General features: G+C 27.5%; 18 protein-coding genes. 12 read left to right on the top strand and 6 right to left on the bottom strand.

What is annotated here, in order from left to right:
- The first annotated feature begins 21 nt into the window (after positions 1 to 21).
- Positions 22 to 1,092: a flavodoxin-dependent (E)-4-hydroxy-3-methylbut-2-enyl-diphosphate synthase gene (gene ispG / locus CINS_RS05690; RefSeq protein ID WP_039650613.1), complete on the top strand. Its 1,071-nt coding sequence runs from the start codon at positions 22 to 24 to the stop codon at positions 1,090 to 1,092.
- Here the strand turns inward: ispG and CINS_RS05685 are convergent.
- The 5 genes from CINS_RS05685 to CINS_RS05665 form a co-directional block, all read right to left on the bottom strand.
- Positions 1,089 to 2,441, bottom strand: coding sequence for a nicotinate phosphoribosyltransferase (locus CINS_RS05685; RefSeq protein ID WP_039650611.1), 1,353 nt, complete (start codon positions 2,439 to 2,441; stop codon positions 1,089 to 1,091). The two genes, ispG and CINS_RS05685, sit on opposite strands and share 4 nt — an antisense overlap.
- Positions 2,442 to 2,455: 14 nt before the next feature.
- Entirely contained in the window at positions 2,456 to 3,559 is a 1,104-nt protein-coding gene (gene ftsZ, locus CINS_RS05680; protein WP_039650609.1) for a cell division protein FtsZ, read from the bottom strand.
- 12 nt (positions 3,560 to 3,571) lie between these two features.
- Positions 3,572 to 4,948 (bottom strand): cell division protein FtsA, encoded by a 1,377-nt coding sequence (gene ftsA / locus CINS_RS05675; RefSeq protein WP_039650607.1) that lies wholly within the window; start codon positions 4,946 to 4,948, stop codon positions 3,572 to 3,574.
- Positions 4,945 to 6,426 carry a peptidylprolyl isomerase gene (locus CINS_RS05670; protein WP_039650605.1) on the bottom strand — a complete coding sequence of 494 codons (1,482 nt, stop codon included), beginning with the start codon at positions 6,424 to 6,426 and terminating at the stop codon, positions 4,945 to 4,947. The genes ftsA and CINS_RS05670 overlap by 4 nt, the downstream gene beginning before the upstream one ends.
- Before the next feature lie 78 nt (positions 6,427 to 6,504).
- Complete coding sequence (locus CINS_RS05665; protein WP_039650603.1) at positions 6,505 to 7,083, bottom strand: class II aldolase and adducin N-terminal domain-containing protein; 579 nt, start codon at positions 7,081 to 7,083, stop codon at positions 6,505 to 6,507.
- A 59-nt stretch (positions 7,084 to 7,142) separates the two neighbouring features.
- Here CINS_RS05665 and rsmH point away from each other — a divergent pair, with 59 nt between their 5' ends.
- Together rsmH and CINS_RS07685 are read left to right on the top strand one after the other, a co-directional pair.
- Positions 7,143 to 8,060, top strand: coding sequence for a 16S rRNA (cytosine(1402)-N(4))-methyltransferase RsmH (gene rsmH / locus CINS_RS05660; protein WP_039650601.1), 918 nt, complete (start codon positions 7,143 to 7,145; stop codon positions 8,058 to 8,060).
- A 3-nt stretch (positions 8,061 to 8,063) separates the two neighbouring features.
- Complete coding sequence (locus CINS_RS07685) at positions 8,064 to 8,903, top strand: hypothetical protein (RefSeq protein ID WP_039650599.1); 840 nt, start codon at positions 8,064 to 8,066, stop codon at positions 8,901 to 8,903.
- Here the strand turns inward: CINS_RS07685 and CINS_RS05650 are convergent.
- Complete coding sequence (locus tag CINS_RS05650) at positions 8,900 to 9,391, bottom strand: hypothetical protein (protein ID WP_039650597.1); 492 nt, start codon at positions 9,389 to 9,391, stop codon at positions 8,900 to 8,902. The two genes, CINS_RS07685 and CINS_RS05650, sit on opposite strands and share 4 nt — an antisense overlap.
- Before the next feature lie 119 nt (positions 9,392 to 9,510).
- Here CINS_RS05650 and CINS_RS05645 point away from each other — a divergent pair, with 119 nt between their 5' ends.
- The 9 genes from CINS_RS05645 to CINS_RS05605 all read left to right on the top strand — a co-directional run bounded on the left by CINS_RS05645 (position 9,511) and on the right by CINS_RS05605 (position 18,571).
- Positions 9,511 to 10,374: an aminotransferase class IV gene (locus tag CINS_RS05645; RefSeq protein WP_039650594.1), complete on the top strand. Its 864-nt coding sequence runs from the start codon at positions 9,511 to 9,513 to the stop codon at positions 10,372 to 10,374.
- Between the two features lie 124 nt (positions 10,375 to 10,498).
- Complete coding sequence (locus CINS_RS05640; protein WP_039650593.1) at positions 10,499 to 12,562, top strand: ferrirhodotorulic acid transporter inner membrane protein; 2,064 nt, start codon at positions 10,499 to 10,501, stop codon at positions 12,560 to 12,562.
- A complete protein-coding gene (locus tag CINS_RS05635; protein WP_039650592.1) occupies positions 12,559 to 13,080 on the top strand; it encodes a ferrirhodotorulic acid transporter, periplasmic binding protein in 522 nt (173 codons plus the stop codon). Before CINS_RS05640 ends, CINS_RS05635 begins: the two co-directional genes overlap by 4 nt.
- Positions 13,081 to 13,160: 80 nt before the next feature.
- The gene (locus CINS_RS05630) at positions 13,161 to 14,582 is read left to right on the top strand and encodes a ferrirhodotorulic acid ABC transporter membrane protein (RefSeq protein ID WP_039650591.1); all 1,422 of its coding nucleotides are present in this window, start codon (positions 13,161 to 13,163) and stop codon (positions 14,580 to 14,582) included.
- Entirely contained in the window at positions 14,572 to 15,864 is a 1,293-nt protein-coding gene (locus CINS_RS05625) for an ABC transporter permease (protein WP_039650590.1), read from the top strand. The genes CINS_RS05630 and CINS_RS05625 overlap by 11 nt, the downstream gene beginning before the upstream one ends.
- Complete coding sequence (locus CINS_RS05620) at positions 15,854 to 16,969, top strand: ABC transporter permease (RefSeq protein ID WP_039650589.1); 1,116 nt, start codon at positions 15,854 to 15,856, stop codon at positions 16,967 to 16,969. The genes CINS_RS05625 and CINS_RS05620 overlap by 11 nt, the downstream gene beginning before the upstream one ends.
- Positions 16,966 to 17,619 carry an ABC transporter ATP-binding protein gene (locus CINS_RS05615; RefSeq protein WP_232012938.1) on the top strand — a complete coding sequence of 218 codons (654 nt, stop codon included), beginning with the start codon at positions 16,966 to 16,968 and terminating at the stop codon, positions 17,617 to 17,619. The genes CINS_RS05620 and CINS_RS05615 overlap by 4 nt, the downstream gene beginning before the upstream one ends.
- Positions 17,616 to 18,107: a TlpA family protein disulfide reductase gene (locus CINS_RS05610; protein ID WP_039650587.1), complete on the top strand. Its 492-nt coding sequence runs from the start codon at positions 17,616 to 17,618 to the stop codon at positions 18,105 to 18,107. The genes CINS_RS05615 and CINS_RS05610 overlap by 4 nt, the downstream gene beginning before the upstream one ends.
- Positions 18,068 to 18,571 (top strand): TlpA family protein disulfide reductase, encoded by a 504-nt coding sequence (locus CINS_RS05605; RefSeq protein WP_039650586.1) that lies wholly within the window; start codon positions 18,068 to 18,070, stop codon positions 18,569 to 18,571. Before CINS_RS05610 ends, CINS_RS05605 begins: the two co-directional genes overlap by 40 nt.
- Positions 18,572 to 18,587 lie beyond the last annotated feature (16 nt).

Raw genomic sequence — 18,587 nt, 5'->3', positions numbered from 1 at the left:
ATTCATAAAAAGTGAGAATAAATGAATTATCAAAGATATAAGACAAGACAGATCAAAGTGGGCAATGTTTTAATTGGGGGAGATGCGCCAATTTCAGTGCAGTCAATGTTGTTTAGTAAGACAAGAGATGTTCAAGGTTCCTTAGATCAACTTAATAGGTTGTATTTTGCTGGAGCAAATATCGTCCGTTTGGCATGTTTAGACATGATTGATGCAAAAGCATTAAAAGAAATCAAGGAAAAAAGTCCTCTACCTTTAATAGTTGATATTCATTTTAATCATAAATTGGCTGTATTTTGTGCAGAGTTTATTGATGGTATTCGTATAAACCCTGGTAATATTGGATCAAAGGGTAATATTAAAGAGGTTGTGAAAGCGTGCAAACAAAGAAATATTCCTATACGCATAGGAATAAATCATGGTTCTATAGAAAAACAATTTAGTGATAAATATGGTTATAATATAGAAGCTATGCTAGAAAGTGCCAAATATAATATTAAGCTTTTGGAAGATTTTGATTTTTTTGATATTAAAATTTCAATGAAAACTTCTAATGTTCAAACTACTATTAAAGCTTATGAAAAATTACGACCACTTTGTGATTATCCTTTTCATCTTGGGGTAACAGAAGCAGGAACAAAATTTCATAGCACCATAAAAAGCTCCATCGCTCTAGGAAATTTGCTTTTAAAAGGCATCGGTGATACGATGCGTGTTTCCATGACTGGAGAATTAGAAGAAGAAATTCGTGTTGCAAGGGCTATTTTACAAGATAGTGGAATTCAAAAAAGTGGTATAAATATTATTTCATGCCCAACTTGTGGGCGAATTCAAAGTGATTTAGTAAGCGCCATTAAGATAGTAGAAGAAAAAACTAAACATATTAAAGAACCTCTAAATATTAGTGTAATGGGTTGTGTGGTTAATGCATTGGGTGAAGCAAAAGGTGCAGATGTTGCTATAGCTTTTGGTAAGAATCAAGGTCTTGTAATAAGACATGGAGAAGTGGTAGCTAAGCTTAAAGAGAGTGAATTGGTAGATAGATTTTTACTCGAAGTAGAAGATGAAGTTAAGTTAAGAGAGAAGAATTAAATTAATTGTTGTTGTATATTTTTTAATCGTTTTGAGATTTTTACTTTATAAAAACTTATATTATTAAGTTTTTTATATTTTTGATTTAATTTGCTGATGTTTTCTTTGTAAAAATCTTGGATAGATAGTAAATCTGGACTTTCATAAACTAATTTCCCATTTGTAAAAATAAGATTTAGCATTTCTTTTGAATGGAGATTTTTATAATTTAAAATTTTTTCATCGTGATTATATAATTTATCAAAATATATTTTATTATTTTTGTAATAGCGAATTAATTTTTTGAATGATGGTAGGGTAGTTTTACTACTTTGTTCGCTGATTTTTATTTTTGGAATGATTTGATTGTTTTCTTCTATGGCAACCAATTTATAAACTGCACCAAAAATAGGTGAACTTGCTGAGGTTATAAGATTTTCTCCAACACCAAAACCATCAATCGGGGCTTTATTTTTTAGTAGTTTTGAAATTTTTATTTCATCTAGAGCATTGCTTACAAATATTTTGCAATCATATAAATTATTTTCATCAAGCATTTTTCTTGCTAATTTAGATAATTTTAAAATATTTCCAGAATCTATGCGTATGGCGTAATTTTTTAGATTTTTATTTTTAAATTTTTTAAATACCAAGATGGCATTTTCAATTCCTTTAATGCAATTATAAGTATCCACTAAAAGTGTAATATTATCTTGATAAATTTTGCAATAGGCTTCAAAAGCTTCAATTTCATTATTATGCATTTGCACCCAAGCATGAGACATGGTGCCACTAATAGGAATATTAAAAATTTTTCCTGCTAGTGTATTTGCAGTGGCATCAAAGCCGCCTATGAAAGCTGCTCTTGCTCCGTTAATAGCGGAGCTTTCCCCATGAGCTCGGCGTGATCCAAATTCTAAAAGTATTTTTTTATGAGCATTTAAATAAATTCTAGAAGCTTTAGTGGCAATTAAACATTGGTGGTTTAAAGTTAAAAGTATAAAAGTTTCCAATAATAAAGCTTCAATAATTGGTGCTTTAATGTATAACAAAGGTTCATTTGTAAATATACATTCTCCTTCTTGGATGCTATACATATCGCCGCTAAATCGTATTGTGGAAATATAATCTAAAAATTCACAATCGAATTTATTGACACTTTTTAAATAATGAATATCATCTTGTGTAAAGAAAAAATTTTGTATGTGCTCTATAATCTGTTTTAAGCCAGCATAAATGGCAAAATTTGCATTGTCTGGAGTTTGTCGAAAAAAAACTTCGAAATAAGCTATTTGCTTATGCTTATTTTGTTTGAAGTAAGCATAAGCCATAGTTAATTCATAAAAATCACATAATAGAGTATGATTCATAAAATGGATTTATCTTAATCCATTTGGCGGCGTAAAAATGCTGGAACATCAAGTTGAGAAATAACTTCTTCATCAAATCCACCACTTGCTTTGCGTAAATTCATATAAGAATTTTTCTTACTTTCTTCTTGTTCTTTTGCTTGAATTTCATTTTTATCTTCAAATCCAGTAGCTATAATAGTTACCTCTACTTTATCCCCCATAGATTCATCAGCTGTAACACCAAATATAACTTTTGCATTTTCATCTGATTCATCACTAATACTTTGAGTTGCTTGAGAAATTTCAAGTAGTGAGCATTCTGGTCCTACTTTATAATGAATAATAACCCCTTTCGCACCTTTCATAGTCATGCCATCTAGCAAAGGAGATTCTATGGCACTTTCCAATGCTTCCATGATAGCATTTTCACCTTCACCTTGCCCTACTCCCATTAGAGCTAAGCCTCTATGACTCATAACAGTTCTAACATCTGCAAAGTCTACATTGATATCACCATCTTCTAAAAGTATAGAAACCATTCCTCTAACAGCTCTTGTTAAAATATCATCTACTAATTTAAATGCTTCTTTAATTCCTGCTTTCTTAGGAAGTATGCTAAGGAGTTTTTCATTTTGGATTACAATGATAGAATCACTTTCTTTTTTTAATTCTGCTAAACCCATTTCAGCAAGTTTTTTTCTTTGTTTACCCTCAAAAGTAAAAGGCATAGTTACTACAGAAACTGTTAAAGCTCCTGCTTCTTTAGCGGCTTGAGCAACTACAGGAGCAGCTCCTGTACCAGTTCCTCCACCAAGACCAGCAGAAATAAATACAATATCGCTTTGAGATAAGGCTGCTTTTATTTCTTCAAAACTTTCTCTTGCGCTTTCAGCACCTATCTCAGGTTGCATACCTGCACCAAGCCCTTTAGTTTTTTTCTCTCCAAGTTGAATTTTTGTTTTAGCTAAGGATTTCATTATAGCTTGTGCATCAGTGTTTGCAGATATAAGATCTAAATCGTTCAACCCCATATTAACCATATGATCTATCATGTTTCCACCGCCACCACCGCAGCCAATGACTTTAATTTTTGCACCTTTTGCGTGTTGCATTTCTTCCACCAAAAATTCACTCATTATATTCTCCTATTAGAACTGATTTATAACTTTATTCCACAATTTAGAAAAAGCACTTGGTTTTTTTTCTTTTTTTATTTCAGTTTTATTAAAAACTTCTTTTTCATCATCAAAATCTCGTTTATCTTGAAAAATTTCTTCAAATTTCTCTTCCTCTTGATCTTCTTCTATAATAAGATTTTGTTTGACTTGTTTGTTAATAAATTCAGGTTCGCCTTTATATCTTAGCTTCTCATTTGAGTCTAATTCATAAGGAGTAAAATATCCTCCACCATAAAGACAAAGTCCTATCGCACAACTATTTTCTGGATCATCAAAAATTTCTTTAAAACCATCCATTGTATCTTTTTTTGCACTTGCTATTCTAACAGCTTTATTATCAAAGTAAGCTGAAGCAAGTTTATCAAGTCCTGCAAATTTTGTCATACCACCGGTTAAGACTATACCGGCTCCTGCTTGATTTGCATTTGAATTATCGCTTAGCATTTTTGCTAGTATAATGATAGTTTCTTCTATTCTTGCATAAATTACATTAGAAATAACTTCTATAGAAACCTCATTTTTTCTTTTTTCATCACCCATATATGGAATTTGTATTAACGAATTTTCATTTTGTGCTAGTGATGCATAATTTAGTTTTAATTTTTCAGCTTCTTTAGGGGGCGTGTGTAATGCTATAGAAAGATCGTTAGTTATATTTACAGAGCCAATTTGCAAACATTCGTTATATCTTACAGAATTTCCTGCGTGAATAATCATATCACAAACTGCACCGCCCATATCTATTAATATCGCACCTAATTCTTTTTCACTATCATCAAAACAAGCAATTGATGATGCGTATCCAGATAAAACAATGTTATCAACTCTAAGATCAGCTAATTCTACAGCTTTTTTTAAATTTTTAATATGGACTTCTTGGGAAATAACAATATGAGTAGAAACCTCCAAACGATTTCCACTCATTCCTAGAGGATCTTCTACGTGTTCTAAATCATTAACCTTGAAATTATAAGGCAATACATGAATAATTTCATACCCATTTGGTATATTTGCGGTATGTTTAGCAGTACTTACGGCTCTATGAATTTCTTTTATGCCTATTTCTTGATTGGGGATATTTACAACTCCTATGCTATCAACACTTTTTGCATATGCTCCAGATATTGAAATAATTACCTTATCATAATGCACCCCTGACATCATTTGAGCATTAGCAACAGCTTCTTCAATAGATTTTGACGCTAGTTCTATATTAGTAATAGCTCCTTTTTTTACTCCACTAGATTTTGATTTACCAAAACCTATAATCTTAAGTCCTTCTTCATTTTTTTGTGCTAAAATCGCACATGTTTGCACAGAGCCTAGATCAATTCCTAAAATATTCAACTTGCATTTCCTTTATAGTATCGTTTAATTGGGTATAGTTCAATAAGTTTTTTTAACAATTCTTCTTTTAAAATTGTTTGTTTTGTTTGTCTTGCACTTTGTTCTATGATAAATTGATAAATTTTATCTTTTTCTTTATTTTGTAATTTTTGTTCGCTAATTTCATAGACAATAGCCTTATTATCAAATAAAACATAAGATTTTTGTTTATTTGAGTCAAATACCTGCATTAAAAATTCACTAAATTCGGTATTATTCATTATTCTATCATCAACTTTAGTATTTTTGCTAGAATCTCTACTGTAAATTCCTATATCTATACCTTTAAAGTTTGTTAAAGCTTTTTTAGCTTCTTCTTCGAGTATTTTTCTAGCTTTTTCTTTTAAATATATAGTTTCAACTTCTTTTTTAGCTTGTTCAAAAGTTTTAGTTTGTATAGGGTTTATTTTGACAATTTGAGCAATCATATAGCCATCTTTAAACCTAAAAGGCTTAATAAAATCTTTTTCTTTGCTCTTTTGTATGCTTTCTAAAGGATAATAAATGTCAGCATCGCTAATAGTGATATTTTTGTCAAATTTCAACTCTCCTTTTTTAAGGGCGACATAGCTTTCATTAGCTTGAACTTTTAAATTTGATAATTCAAAATCTTTTGTAATTTTATCCTTACTTTCTTCTAAACTTAAAATTTTACCATTAAAATCTTTATAATTATTTTTATTTTCTTCATAGAATTGAATAAGTTCTTTTTCATTTATCTGCATTTTTTTTGGTTCTAGAAAATATGTAGCTAATTCATAACTTGGCTCTGTCTTATATAAATTTTTATTTTTTTCCCAAGTTTGATAGAGTTCTTTTTCATCTATAGAAATGTTTTTGTCATCAATATAAACTACTTGAATTTTTAATTTATCTTGCATCAAAAAACTTGCCGCAAACATTTCAATTTCGTTTTCTTTTAAAGGCAAATTAAAAATAGCATTTATTTTTTTCAATAACAATTCATCATGAATAATTTGTTCATAATTTTTAGCAGTATAATTATTTCTTGAAAGTATGTTGTAGTAAATATTTTTATCAAAAATACCTGAATCATTTTGAAAAATTTTTTGATGTGCAAGATCATAAGCAATTTCTTCTTCACTTACGCTTAAACCTAATGACTTCGCATAAGAAAGCAATAACTTCTCTCGTATTAATTCATCTATTGCTTGAGTATCTAATCCATCTTTGAGAGCTTGCTCTTGGGTGTAATCTCCATTGTTTAGTTGAGAATAATAGCCAAATAATTGAGAATATTTGAGATTAAATTCGTCATAGCTTATTTTTTCATCACCTACTTTTGCAACAGCGTTTGCGCGATCTGTATTAAAATCATAACTACCCCAACCAACAAATCCTGCACCTACAAAAGCAATTACGCTAATCCAAATAGTTACGACCAAATATTTTTTATGATGCTGCATCCAAGTGAGCATAATCTCCCCAATCAGTTAAAATTTAATCATAAATTATAGATAATTTGTGATTAATAAAAAATTAATTTTTTAAAAAAATTATGATAAATTTGTTTCAGCTAGATAAATAATTTTACATGAATTTTCTATTAAATCTATGATTTTGCCAAGTTCATAACTTGTTCTTCCGTAGGCGAAAATTCCATAACCTTTTATTACGGCAAAATTTTGTTTTTGTTCTAGCATGTAACGATAAATTTCGGTTTGAGATCTATCTTCCCAGTCTTCGTAGTTTTTAGGATTATAAACACGAATCTCTTCTAAAAATATTTCTCCAAAATAATCTTGAGGAACTATAAAATCACGATTTAAACTCATAGAAAGAGTAAAAGAAGGACAAGCAAAACATATAAATTTTGCTTCAGGTATATTTTCATAGATACTCTTATGAATTTCGCAATCTTGACTTGCTTCATTCCAACTATAATCTTTGCTAAATTTTAATATGCTGAGATTTTTTTCACTAATATGGCTTAAAAAAGCATCATTTTTATTTATAATAAAAGAACTTTGTGAAAGTTTGGCAGAAATAGAACCATGGTGAATACCAAAAAAATTTTTTTTAAACATAGAATCAGAGAGTATTTGAATTTGGGAAATAATATTATCTTTATTCACTAAGAGCCTTTTTTAAACTTAATTGAGATATTATACTAAAAAATAAATTAAGGTTTTGTTTGAATAGTCCACATATTTCAGTTTTATTGAAAGAAGTTTTAGATGTTTTTAAAGATCTAGATCAAGGTGATTTTTTAGATTGCACTCTTGGTTATGCTGGTCATAGCAGTGCTATTTTAAAAGCTCATCCGAAAATAAATTTATTTGCTTGTGATAAAGACATAGAAGCTCTAAATTTTTCTAAAAAAATATTAAGTAATTTTCCTAATAAAATTACATTCAAGCATATAGGATTTAAGGATATTTTAAAAGAAATTCCACTTTTGAATTTAAAAGGTATATTAGCTGATATAGGAGTTTCTTCTTTGCAACTTGATAAAAACGATAGAGGATTTTCTTTACAATCAGATTTTTTAGATATGAGAATGAATCAAAATCAAAAGTTAAGCGCAAAAGACATTGTAAATTTATATTCTCAAGAAGAATTAGAAAGAATTTTTAGAGAATATGGAGATTTAGGTAATCTTTCTCGATCCTTAGCACATAAAATAGTGCAAAGTAGAAATATCAGAGAAATTTTGAGTGCAAAAGAATTATCTAATATAATTGGTACAGCTAAATTTCAAGGACGTAGAGTAAGTGTAGCTTTGCTTGTATTTCAAGCTTTGCGTATAGAAGTAAATAATGAATTAGATGAATTAAAAAAATTACTTGTAGAAATTGAAAAAGCAAGGCTTAAAGATTGTAAATTTGCTATTATTAGTTTCCATTCTTTAGAAGATAGGTTAATAAAAAATACTTTTAAAAAATGGGAAAAAGATTGTATTTGTGATGATAAAGCGATAAAGTGTGAATGTGGTAAAAATCATAGTCTTGGTAAAATTCTTAGCAAGAAGGCTATAAGTGCATCCAAAGAAGAAGTAAGATACAATAGCAGATCAAGTTGTGCAAAAATGAGAATTTTTTATTTTAGGTAGAATATGGTTGATGATGATTTTTTAAAAGAGAAGCAAAATATACGAGAAAAAATGCTTAAATATTCAAGAGCTGTTAAGGAAGGTAAAGCTCATGAAATACGTCAATATGAATTAAATGAAAGCGATCGTATCTTAAAAAATAGAATCAATTATAAAAAAAGACCAAAATTTATAGATTTTGATGATGAGTATGAAATAAAACCGAAAAAACAATCATCTATTTATCTTAAAGAAGATTTAATTAATGTTAAATTGGAAGAAAAAAAGCCATTTAATATAAAATTAAATTTTTTTAAAAATAAAAAAAAGATTGTGAATTTTAAAAAGAAAGATATTGAGCATATTAAGGAAAACAAATTAAAATTTTCCAAGATTATTATGCAAAGTAATGCTTATTTAGCATGTAAAATTCAAAATTTAAAAGAAAAACAAAAATTAAAAACACAAATTAAACAAGAATCCAAGAAAAAGCAAAAAAATGAAAATTTTCAAAAAGTAGAAGAAGAGATTGTTCAGGAAAAATCACAAGTTCAAGAGCGAGATTTTCAAGAACAAAACGAAAATTATATTATTGAAGATAAATATGAGTTATTGGATAATATTAAAACAGAAGAAAATAAAAATTTAAGTCTTAAAAATTTATTATATGCAGGAATTATTTTATTTTTTACTTTATTAATATTTTTACCACAAATTTATATTAGAAACCAAATTTATTATATTAGTAGAGATATCGCAGATTTAAGATCACAAGAGTGGATATTAGATGAAGAAAATAAAGAGCTTCAAAGACAACTTGAGGCAATATATTTTCAAAATCAAGTTTTAGATTTTCTAGATTAATTATTAAATTGAATAATTTTTTCTAAGACATATTGTTCTAGTTGATTTTTCGGAATTTCTTCTTTTATAGCTTGATTGTAAACATTTTCTAAGACTTTAGAATATTTTTCATAAGAAAAAAAAGGAAAATGCAAACTCCAAGATTTTTTTATTAACTTTTTGCTAATAATTTTTCTTGTATAGATTTTGAATATATCATAACCTATAAAAACACAAGCGGTTACAAAAATGGCACTTAAAATACTAATATGAAAATCAACTATAGTTAAAAAGTAGTGTGTGATAAATAAAGATGGAATAAGTATTATAGCGCATAAAAGAGCATATATAAGATAAGAATTAATAACTCTAAAATTATAATTTAACTTCGCTGGATCAACCAACATACCTTCATTAAATAGAGCATTTGCTTCTAAAAGATCTTTTAAATTTACTGGTTGATTTGAAATTTTAAAAATAGAATTAAAAATAAAATCTTGAATCTTCATAAATATTTGCCTAAAATTTATTTGTAATATTTTATCATTTTTTTATTTTAAATAAAAGTAAGTTTTGGTTTTTTAAATCATTATATTATGTTAAAATTTAGCATAATAATAATTAGGAGATGAAAATGCAAGAAAAAGAAATAGTTTTTTTAAATGGGGAATTTGTTAAGTCTAATGAAGCTAAAATCAGTATATTTGATAGAGGCTTTATTTTTGGAGATGGAATTTATGAAGTGGTTCCCATAATAAATTTTAAAATGGCTGATAAAGAAGAATTCTTTGAAAGATTAGAAAGGAGTATGAAGCAAATTGATTTGAAGATTACTTATTCTAAAGAAGAGTTTGAAAATATTATAAAAGAATTAATTACTCAAAATTCTTTAAAAGAAGGAGGGGTATATATACAAATTACTAGAGGTGTAGCTAGTAGGAATTTTGCACTCTTAAAAGGACTAACACCTACTGTTATGGCTTTTGTTTTTGAGTGTAAAGTTGTTGATCATGAATTATCAAAGCAAGGAGTTAGTATAGTTTCAACTGCTGATTTAAGATGGAAAAGAAGAGATATAAAATCAATTTCTTTGTTAGCCCAGTGTCTTGCAAAAGAAGAAGCAATCAAAGCTAAGGCGTTTGAAGCTTTTATGGTTGAAAATACCTGGGTGACTGAAGCTTCTAGTAGTTCAGCTTTTATCATAAAAGATGACACTTTAATTACTAAGCCATTTTCTAATGAGATCTTGCCAGGTATAAGACGAAAAAATATTTTAAATTTTGCAAAAGATATAGGACTTAAGATAAATCAAAGAGCTTTTAGTATGAAAGAGGTATACGAGGCAGATGAGGTTTTTATTTCAGCAGCTACCTTTCTAATTTTAGGTGTTATCAAAGCTGATAGTAAAATTATTAAAGATGGAAAAGTTGGATTTTATACACAACAATTAAGGAAAAAATACGTAGAAAAAGTTATAAATGAAACTTTATAATTTTGATGAAATATTATTTAAATATTGTTTTTAAATAATGATAATGTTTATCTTAATTTAAGAAATGAAGTAATATACTTCCAGCTATAATTTTAAAAATGAATATCATTTTTGGAGATATATAGTGTTAAAACATTTTTTCCCTCTTTTAATTTTATTATTGTATTCATTAACTTTCGCAAGGGATATAAATTATAAAGAAGAAAGTCAAATTATCAAAAGTATCTTAAGCGAAAGTATGTCTTTATATAAAGAAAATAAAAATTTGGAAGCAAAAAAGAAAGTTGAAGATGCTTATTTTCAGCATTTTGAAAATATGGAAGGCTCAATTGGACGTAATATCGGTAAAAAAGTTATCGTTATGGAAAGAAAATTTAATAGTCTTAGGAAAATGTATAAAGATAAAGAAGAAATTTCCAAAATTGAAGCTTTAATTAGTAGTTTATCTTTTGATTTAGATGAGGTTACACCAGCTCTAGAAGAAGGTTTTCAGTTGCAAGCTGAAGCAAGTGATACTAGTTATGATAAACAAGAGGCTGAGAATTCTTCTATAAAGGCTGAAAAAGAAAGACAAGCAGCAGCAGCAGCAATGTTTGCAAATTTACTTGGAGAAGAATTAGGAGCAAATAAATTAGATTTAAATTCAAGTCAAGAAAAACAAGTAGATAATGAAAAGAATTTGCTTTCTTTGCAAGAAGCTTCTATGTTAGATGATAGGTTGCAGTTTTTATTAGATAATATAAGTTCTAAATTAGATCAAGCGGCCTTAGCTTTTTTAAATAAAGATTATCAAAAGGCTAAGAATTTCATTCAATCTGCTTTGTTTGATGATTATAGAAATTCGAAGGTTGAGATTCTAGTTGCAAGATATACAAGAGCAAATTTGGATAAAGAAATTCAAACTAGTTTAAGAAAAATAATAATAGAAATAAATGAAAATTCGATTGATGAAAAAGCTATAAGAAGTGAAATTTCAAATATAGTTGATTTGATATATGAAGCTTTTTTGATGTTGCCAAAAGAAGAGTTATCGGTTTTACAAATTCAAGGTTTTAAATCAAATGATGAAAATTTTAAAGATTATAGTAAAGTTTCTGAAGATATTAAATTTGCATTAAATGAGATATTAAAAAATTATGAAGGTTTTAATTTAGATAGTATTGACGCTTTGCAAAATGTATATTTAGATATATTTGAAGCAAGTGGAATGGAAAGCAAGATAGGAGCTATTGATAGTGCTTTAAAATTAAAAATTGAAAGTTATTTTTCTAAAGGCGTTGCGCTTATCAAAGCAAGTGCTTCAAAAGAAGAGTTAGAGAGAAATTTTGGCGAACTAAATGCCTTAATAGAAAGTTCTTTAGATAGTATTCAAAATTCTTCACCTTTATCTTTGTTTATATGGGCTTTAGGAATTATTTTAAGAGAAGGCTTAGAAGCTTTAATTATTATTGTAGCAATAGTGTCTTATTTGGTTCAAAGTGGTAACAAAAAGCGTTTAAATATAGTCTATTCAGCACTTTGGAGTGGAGTATTCTTAAGTTTTGTAACAGCTTTTTTAGTATCGTGGTTTTTTAAAGAATATGCTGGACAAAGTAGAGAATTATTAGAAGGCATTACGATGCTTGTAGCTGTTGTTTTACTTATTTATGTTGGATTTTGGCTTTTATCTAATGCACAAAATAAAAAGTGGGCAAATTATGTTAAATCTCAAGCTATAGAATCTATTTCTAATAATTGTGCTAAAACTTTATGGCTTAGCGTATTTTTAGCTGTATATCGAGAGGGTGCTGAGACTATACTTTTTTACCAAGCTTTATTATTTGATGCAAAAACAAATTTAGGATATACGCTTGTATTGGCAGGTTTAGCGTGTGGTTTAATTATTCTTGTAGTGTTATACTTTTTATTAAAATCTGGCGCTTTAAAAATTCCTGTAAAACAATTTTTTTATATTACTTCATACATTATTTTTTACATGGTCTTTGTTTTTACGGGCAAAGGCATAGGTGAGCTTATAGAAGCTAAGGTCATTACTCCAAATTTACTTCCATTTGATTTTAATGGAATTTTGTGGCTTGGAATTTATCCTTACTATGAGAGCATCATACCTCAGTTTATAGTTTTAACTTTACTCGTTACGGGTATTTTTATAACAAATCAAATTTCACATAAAAAGGAGAATACATGAAAAAAACTTTATTAAGTTTAGGTGCTGCAGCTAGTATTTTTGCTAGTTCAATGTTTTCAGCAGAAGTTCCAATTGGGGATCCTTATGAATTAAATGGTATGGAAATAGCAGCTGTTTATTTACAGCCTATTGAAATGGAACCAAGAGGTATTGATCTTGCAGCTAGTTTAGCAGATATCCACCTTGAAGCAGATATTCATGCATTAAAAGGCAATAAAAATGGATTTCCTGAAGGTTTTTGGATTCCATATTTAAGTATCGCTTATAAACTTACAAATCTTGACAATGGAAAGGTGAAAACAGGAACTCTTATGCCAATGGTAGCAGATGATGGTCCTCACTATGGTGCAAATCTTAAAATGGATACTGGTATAGGAAATTATGAATTAGTATTTTTAATTGATAATCCAGAAAAACAAGGTTTTGGTCGCCATGTAGATAAAGAAACTGGTGTTGGTAAATGGTTTGAACCATTTTCAGTAAAATATAATTTTAAATATACAGGTAAACCTCAATGATTTATCCTAGCTATTAAGGCTAGGATTTATGTAAAGAATTTAAGATTTTTTACATAAATCCTATCTAAAGAAGTATTATAATGTCTATTTATTTCATACATTTTTTTATAACTATATTTCCCTGTGTATTTTTAGGTGCTTTATTTTTTTATAATTTAAATAAGTTTTTTGTTTTAAAACTTAGTGCAATAGGATTTATTTTTGCATATTTTGCTTTTTTTATTAGTTCTAAAAATTTAGCATATGATGTATTAAATTTTTTTAATTCTATTTTATTGGTTGTTTTAACTTTGAGTATTATTGGTTTATCTTTAATAAAAAATTTTTCTTTTAGAAAAAATATTCAAAGTGCAATAGTTTTTTTACTATCTTTTGCTTTTGGCGTAAAATATTTATATATTTCTATAAATTTTCCGCTTTTTAGTACTAATTTATTAGATTCTTTGACATTTAATTCTTTTGGATTTATATTGCTTGCTTTGTTTTTATCTTTTGGTTTTTATCTATTTATATGCTGGGTGAAAGAATTTAATTTTAAAATTTTAAATATATTTTTGTTGATTATTGGTATTTTGTATTGCAATGAGTCCTTAGCTCAAATTTTACTTTATCTCATGAGAGAAGGAAATATAGAAACAGAAAGTATTTATTTAAGTTATGTAGCAAAAAGTGTGTATTATGTGCAATTTTATCCTTATATTTTATTAAGTTTTATAGGAATAATTGTTGTTTTAGTATTAAAAAGACGAGAAGAACAGTGTGCTAAAAAAAAGGACTTTGATATAGAATTTAGAAAAATTCGAGCAAAGAATTTAAAAATTACTAAATTTAGTGCAAGTATTTTTAGTGCAAGTATTTTTAGTCTTTGTATTTTGCTTTTTTATGATTTACATGCTTCAAAACCTATTACTATAGATGAACCTACTTATGTGGAACCAAACGAAAATAATGAGTTTGTTTTTGATGTAAAAATGCTAAGAGATAATAAATTGCATCGTTTCGCATATATTAGCGATGAAGGTAAAGTAGTGAGATTTTTTCTCATTAATAAAAGAGAAGATCGAGACTCTCCAGTAGCTGTTTTTGATGCTTGCAGTATTTGTGGAGATGTGGGATATATTAAAAGAGATGGGGAATTAATTTGTATTTCTTGTAATGTAAGGATATTTTTACCAAGTGTGGGAAAAGCGGGCGGTTGTAATCCTATTCCTATGTTGTATAAATTTGAAAATGATCAAGTCATTATTCCTTTTTCTGAAATTTTAAATGGGATAAATTTTTTCACTAAAATAGTGGAGAAAAAAGTATATGATCCAATTGATAATACCGAACTTATTAATTTAAAAGCTCCAAGAAGTTATATGTATAAAGGGAGAACTTATTTTTTTGCTAATGAAAAAAATTATGAGAAATTTAAAGATGATCCTGAAAAGTACATAGGTGCTAATGAGAGTTCTAAGTTTAGAATTCATAATTTATTAGGAAACAATTATGCAAGTTAAGATTATTAAAAATTCTATTTTTCAAAATAAAATTCAAAAATCTCTAGCTCTTTTTACTATTTTTTTAGCCACTTTGCTTATTGCCACTATGTTAAATCTTACTTTAGGCATAGGAAATGAATTAGCTAAAGAGTTAAGAAGTTATGGATCTAATATTTTAGTTTTGCCAAAAGGTGCAAGTTTAAGTATTGAAGTAGGGAATAAAATTTATGAACCTTTAAAAAATCAAAATTTTTTAGAAGAAGATAAACTTCATACTATTAAAGAAATTTTTTGGAGAAATAATATTAATGCCTTTTCTCCATTTTTAAATTCACAAATTGATGTGAAAATTCAAGATAAAAACATTAATAATATTTCTTTGTTAGGGACTTATTTTAATAAGGCTATAAAAATTCAAGATGATGATGATTTTTATGCTGGAATAGAACAGTTATATAAATATAGTAAAATTGAAGGAGTATATCCGCAAGATGATAGTTTAGATGAGATTATTGTGGGAAAAGAATTGGCGGAAAAATATCATTTAAATTTAAATGATGAAATCGAATTAATTAAAAATGAAAAAAGATTTAAAGTTAAAATAGTAGCAATTATAAGCTTAGTAGATGAATTTTCTAATAAAATTATTGCTTCTTTACTTTTATCTCAAAAACTTTTAGATAAGGAAGGCTTATTCGCTAAGGCTGAAGTTTCAGCATTAACTATACCAGAAAATGACTTAGCTCAAAAAGCTCGCAGGGATGTTAGTAGTCTTGATCAGTTAGAGTATGATCATTGGTACTGCACAGCTTATGTAAGTTCTATAGCTTATCAAATTGCAGAAGATTTTAAAGGAGCAAGCACCAAAGTTATTAGTGCTATTTCTGATGCAGAAAGTTTAATAGTATCTAAAATTCAATCTTTAATGATGGTTATTAGCATAATATGTTTGATTGTTGCTTCCATAGCTATTTCATCTTTAATGAGTGCAGATATTTATAGAAGAAAAAGTGAAATAGGGCTTTTAAAAGCTCTTGGTGCAAGTATTTTGCAAATATATATGATTTTCGTTTTAGAAGGTGTAATAATAGCTATTATTGGGGCTATTTTAGGTTTCATTTGCGGTGTCGTGATTTCAGAATTTATAGCATTGAGTATCTTTTCTCATAGTGTTGATATTTCTTGGATTATTTTGCCACTTTGTATTTTCTTTGCAATACTAATAATATTTTTAGGATGTTTATTATCAATTAAAAGTATTTCTAAACTTTCCACTTCAGAGGTTTTATATGGGAAATAATTTTTTTGTGCAAGAAATTTTCAAATCGCTTATTTTTTCTTATAAGCGAGTAAGTGTTATTTTTATAGCTATTTTTATAGGTGCTATGGTTAGTACATCGTTTTTTAATATATATTTTGATATTGATGCAAAACTTTCTAAAGAATTAAAAGCTTATGGTGCAAATTTTATTATCACTCCAAAAAATAGTGAATTTTTAGATATGCAAGAATTTTTGCAAATCAAAGAACAATTAAAAGCAAGATCCATAGCACCTTTTTTATATGGTTTTTATAATCTTGAAAGTTCAAGCGCCATAGTTTTAGGAACTGATTTTGCAAGTTTGAAACTTACCAAACCTTTTATAGAAGTCTTAAAAGGTAATTTTTCTTTAAGTGATTTTAAGGAAGATAGTGCTTTTGTAGGAGCTGATTTAGCAAAACAATTAGAACTTAAAATAGGTCAAGAGATACAAATTTATAATCCAAGTCTTTCCAAGATTGTTAAAGTCGTTATAAAAGGTATTTTAAGAAGTAATGATGAGCAAGATGGTGTTTTGATAGTGTCTTTACAAAAAGCTCAGGAATTAGCTGATAAAAATGTTGTAAATTATGCAGAGGCTATAGTTTTAGGTGATTATGAAACTCTAAATAATACAGGTAAGAAATTAAGCCAAGATAATATAGAAGCTAGACCGATATCTTCAGTTTCCATAAGTGAAGGGCTTATTTTAGATAAAATGAAAGCTTTAATGGCTTTAATTAGTATTGTTATTTTATTAATTAGTTCTTTGAGTGTGAATACAACTCTTAGTGCGGTAATTTTTTCAAGAAAAAAAGAAATAGCATTGCATCTTGCATTGGGTGCAAAACAAAAAGATTTGATCAAACTTTTTGGCGCCGAAGTTTTAATTCTTAGTTTGAGCGCTAGTTTGTTTGGGGCATTTAGCGGATATTTTTTAGCAAATATTTTTGGGTATTTAATCTTTAATGCAAGTATAGATTTTCGATTGATTTCTGTACTCTTTGCCATAATTATATCTTTAATATTTGCGTTTTTTGCAAGTTTCTTACCATTAAAAAAAGCATTGACAATCAATGTTTGTGAAAATTTAAAAGGCGAATGATGAAAAATATTATACAAATTTCAAATTTAAATCGTGATTTTAACGAAGTTAAAGCTTTACAAAATATAAATTTAGAGGTTAAACAAGGTGAATGGTTAGCTATTATGGGTCCTTCAGGATCTGGAAAATCTACACTTTTAAATATACTTTCTTTGATGGATACTCAAAGTAGTGGAGAATATTTTTTAGATGGAAAAGAAGTTGGAAATTTAAATGAAGAGGAAAAAAGTATCATAAGAAGAGACAAAATAGGATTAATCTTTCAACAATTTCATCTTATTCCTTATTTAAATGCTTTAGAAAATGTTATGTTGGCACAATTTTATCATTCTTGCGTAGAGCAAAAAGATGCGACAATTGCGTTAGAAAAAGTAGGACTTTCTCATAGACTCACTCATTTACCTAGTCAATTAAGTGGTGGAGAACAACAAAGATTGTGTATAGCAAGAGCTTTGGTTAATGATCCTGAGATTTTATTGGCAGATGAACCGACAGGAAATTTAGATGAGGCAAATGAAAAAAATATTTTAGAGTTGTTTTGTCAGTTAAAGCAAGAAGGTAAAACCATAGTTTTAATTACACACAATCCTGATTTGGCTACTTTTGCTGATAGAACTATTATTCTAAGTCATGGAGTAATAAAGTCATGAGAATTAAAATTTTGATTCTAACTTTTTTTTGTATGATATTTTTAAATGCTTGTTTTGAAAATAACAATAAAAATGGAGGAAAAATAGGCTTGCATGCTCCAGAAATTTCAGCCAAAAATATAAAAGGACAAAAAGTAAAAATTTCTGATTTTGATAATCTTGTTATTTTAACTTTTGTACAACAAGGCTGTGCTTCTTGTTTGAAAGATTTACCACTTTTAGAAAAATTAGCTGATGATAATCCACAAAAAATAACTATTTTAGCAGTAGATTCTATAGATAAAGATATTAAATTTAAAGATTTTGTAAATGCAAATGATTATAAAAATATTATTTTTCTAGAGGATGATTTAGATATTTCTTGGCAAAGATTTAATATCTTTGCTGTTCCAACAACTTTTATTATTAAAAATGGAATAGTGCAAGATAAAATTATAGGAGAAAAGCCATGGTCGTACTTAAAAAATTCTATATCTTCTTGGCTTTAGCTTTTTTATTAAGTTCGTGTGCTAACAATGAATTCAAAGCTTTAAATGGCGATGAAAATTTAGAATTTTTATATGATGGTTTTCAAAAAACTTTAAAGATTAAAGATCAAAACCAGCCTTATGCTTTATTTTTTCTTACTCCAGATTGTGGAGTTTGCAAAGCTCAAATACCTATACTTAATGAACTTTATAAAACAAGAAAATTTAAAATTATTGCGGTATTAAATGGTGTTAAGGATAAAAATGAGGCTCAGCAAAATATTTTAGAAAAAAATATTCTTTTTCCACTTTTATACCAAGCGAAAGCAAGTTTGTTTTTGTCTAAAGCTGTAGGTGATATATATGGGGTTCCTGTAATAGTTTTTGTTGATGAAAATGGTATTTTGAAAGAAAAATTTATAGGACTTACTCCAAAAAATATTCTTGAAAATCAAATAAAACTTCTCAAACAATATGATGATTAAAAATAATTAATATAAT

Origin of the sequence: Campylobacter insulaenigrae NCTC 12927, assembly GCF_000816185.1 — a bacterium.
Classification (GTDB): Bacteria; Campylobacterota; Campylobacteria; order Campylobacterales; family Campylobacteraceae; genus Campylobacter_D; species Campylobacter_D insulaenigrae.
The sequence above is the reverse complement of the archived record's forward strand: the minus strand, read 5'-3'. Positions and strand labels throughout refer to the sequence as shown.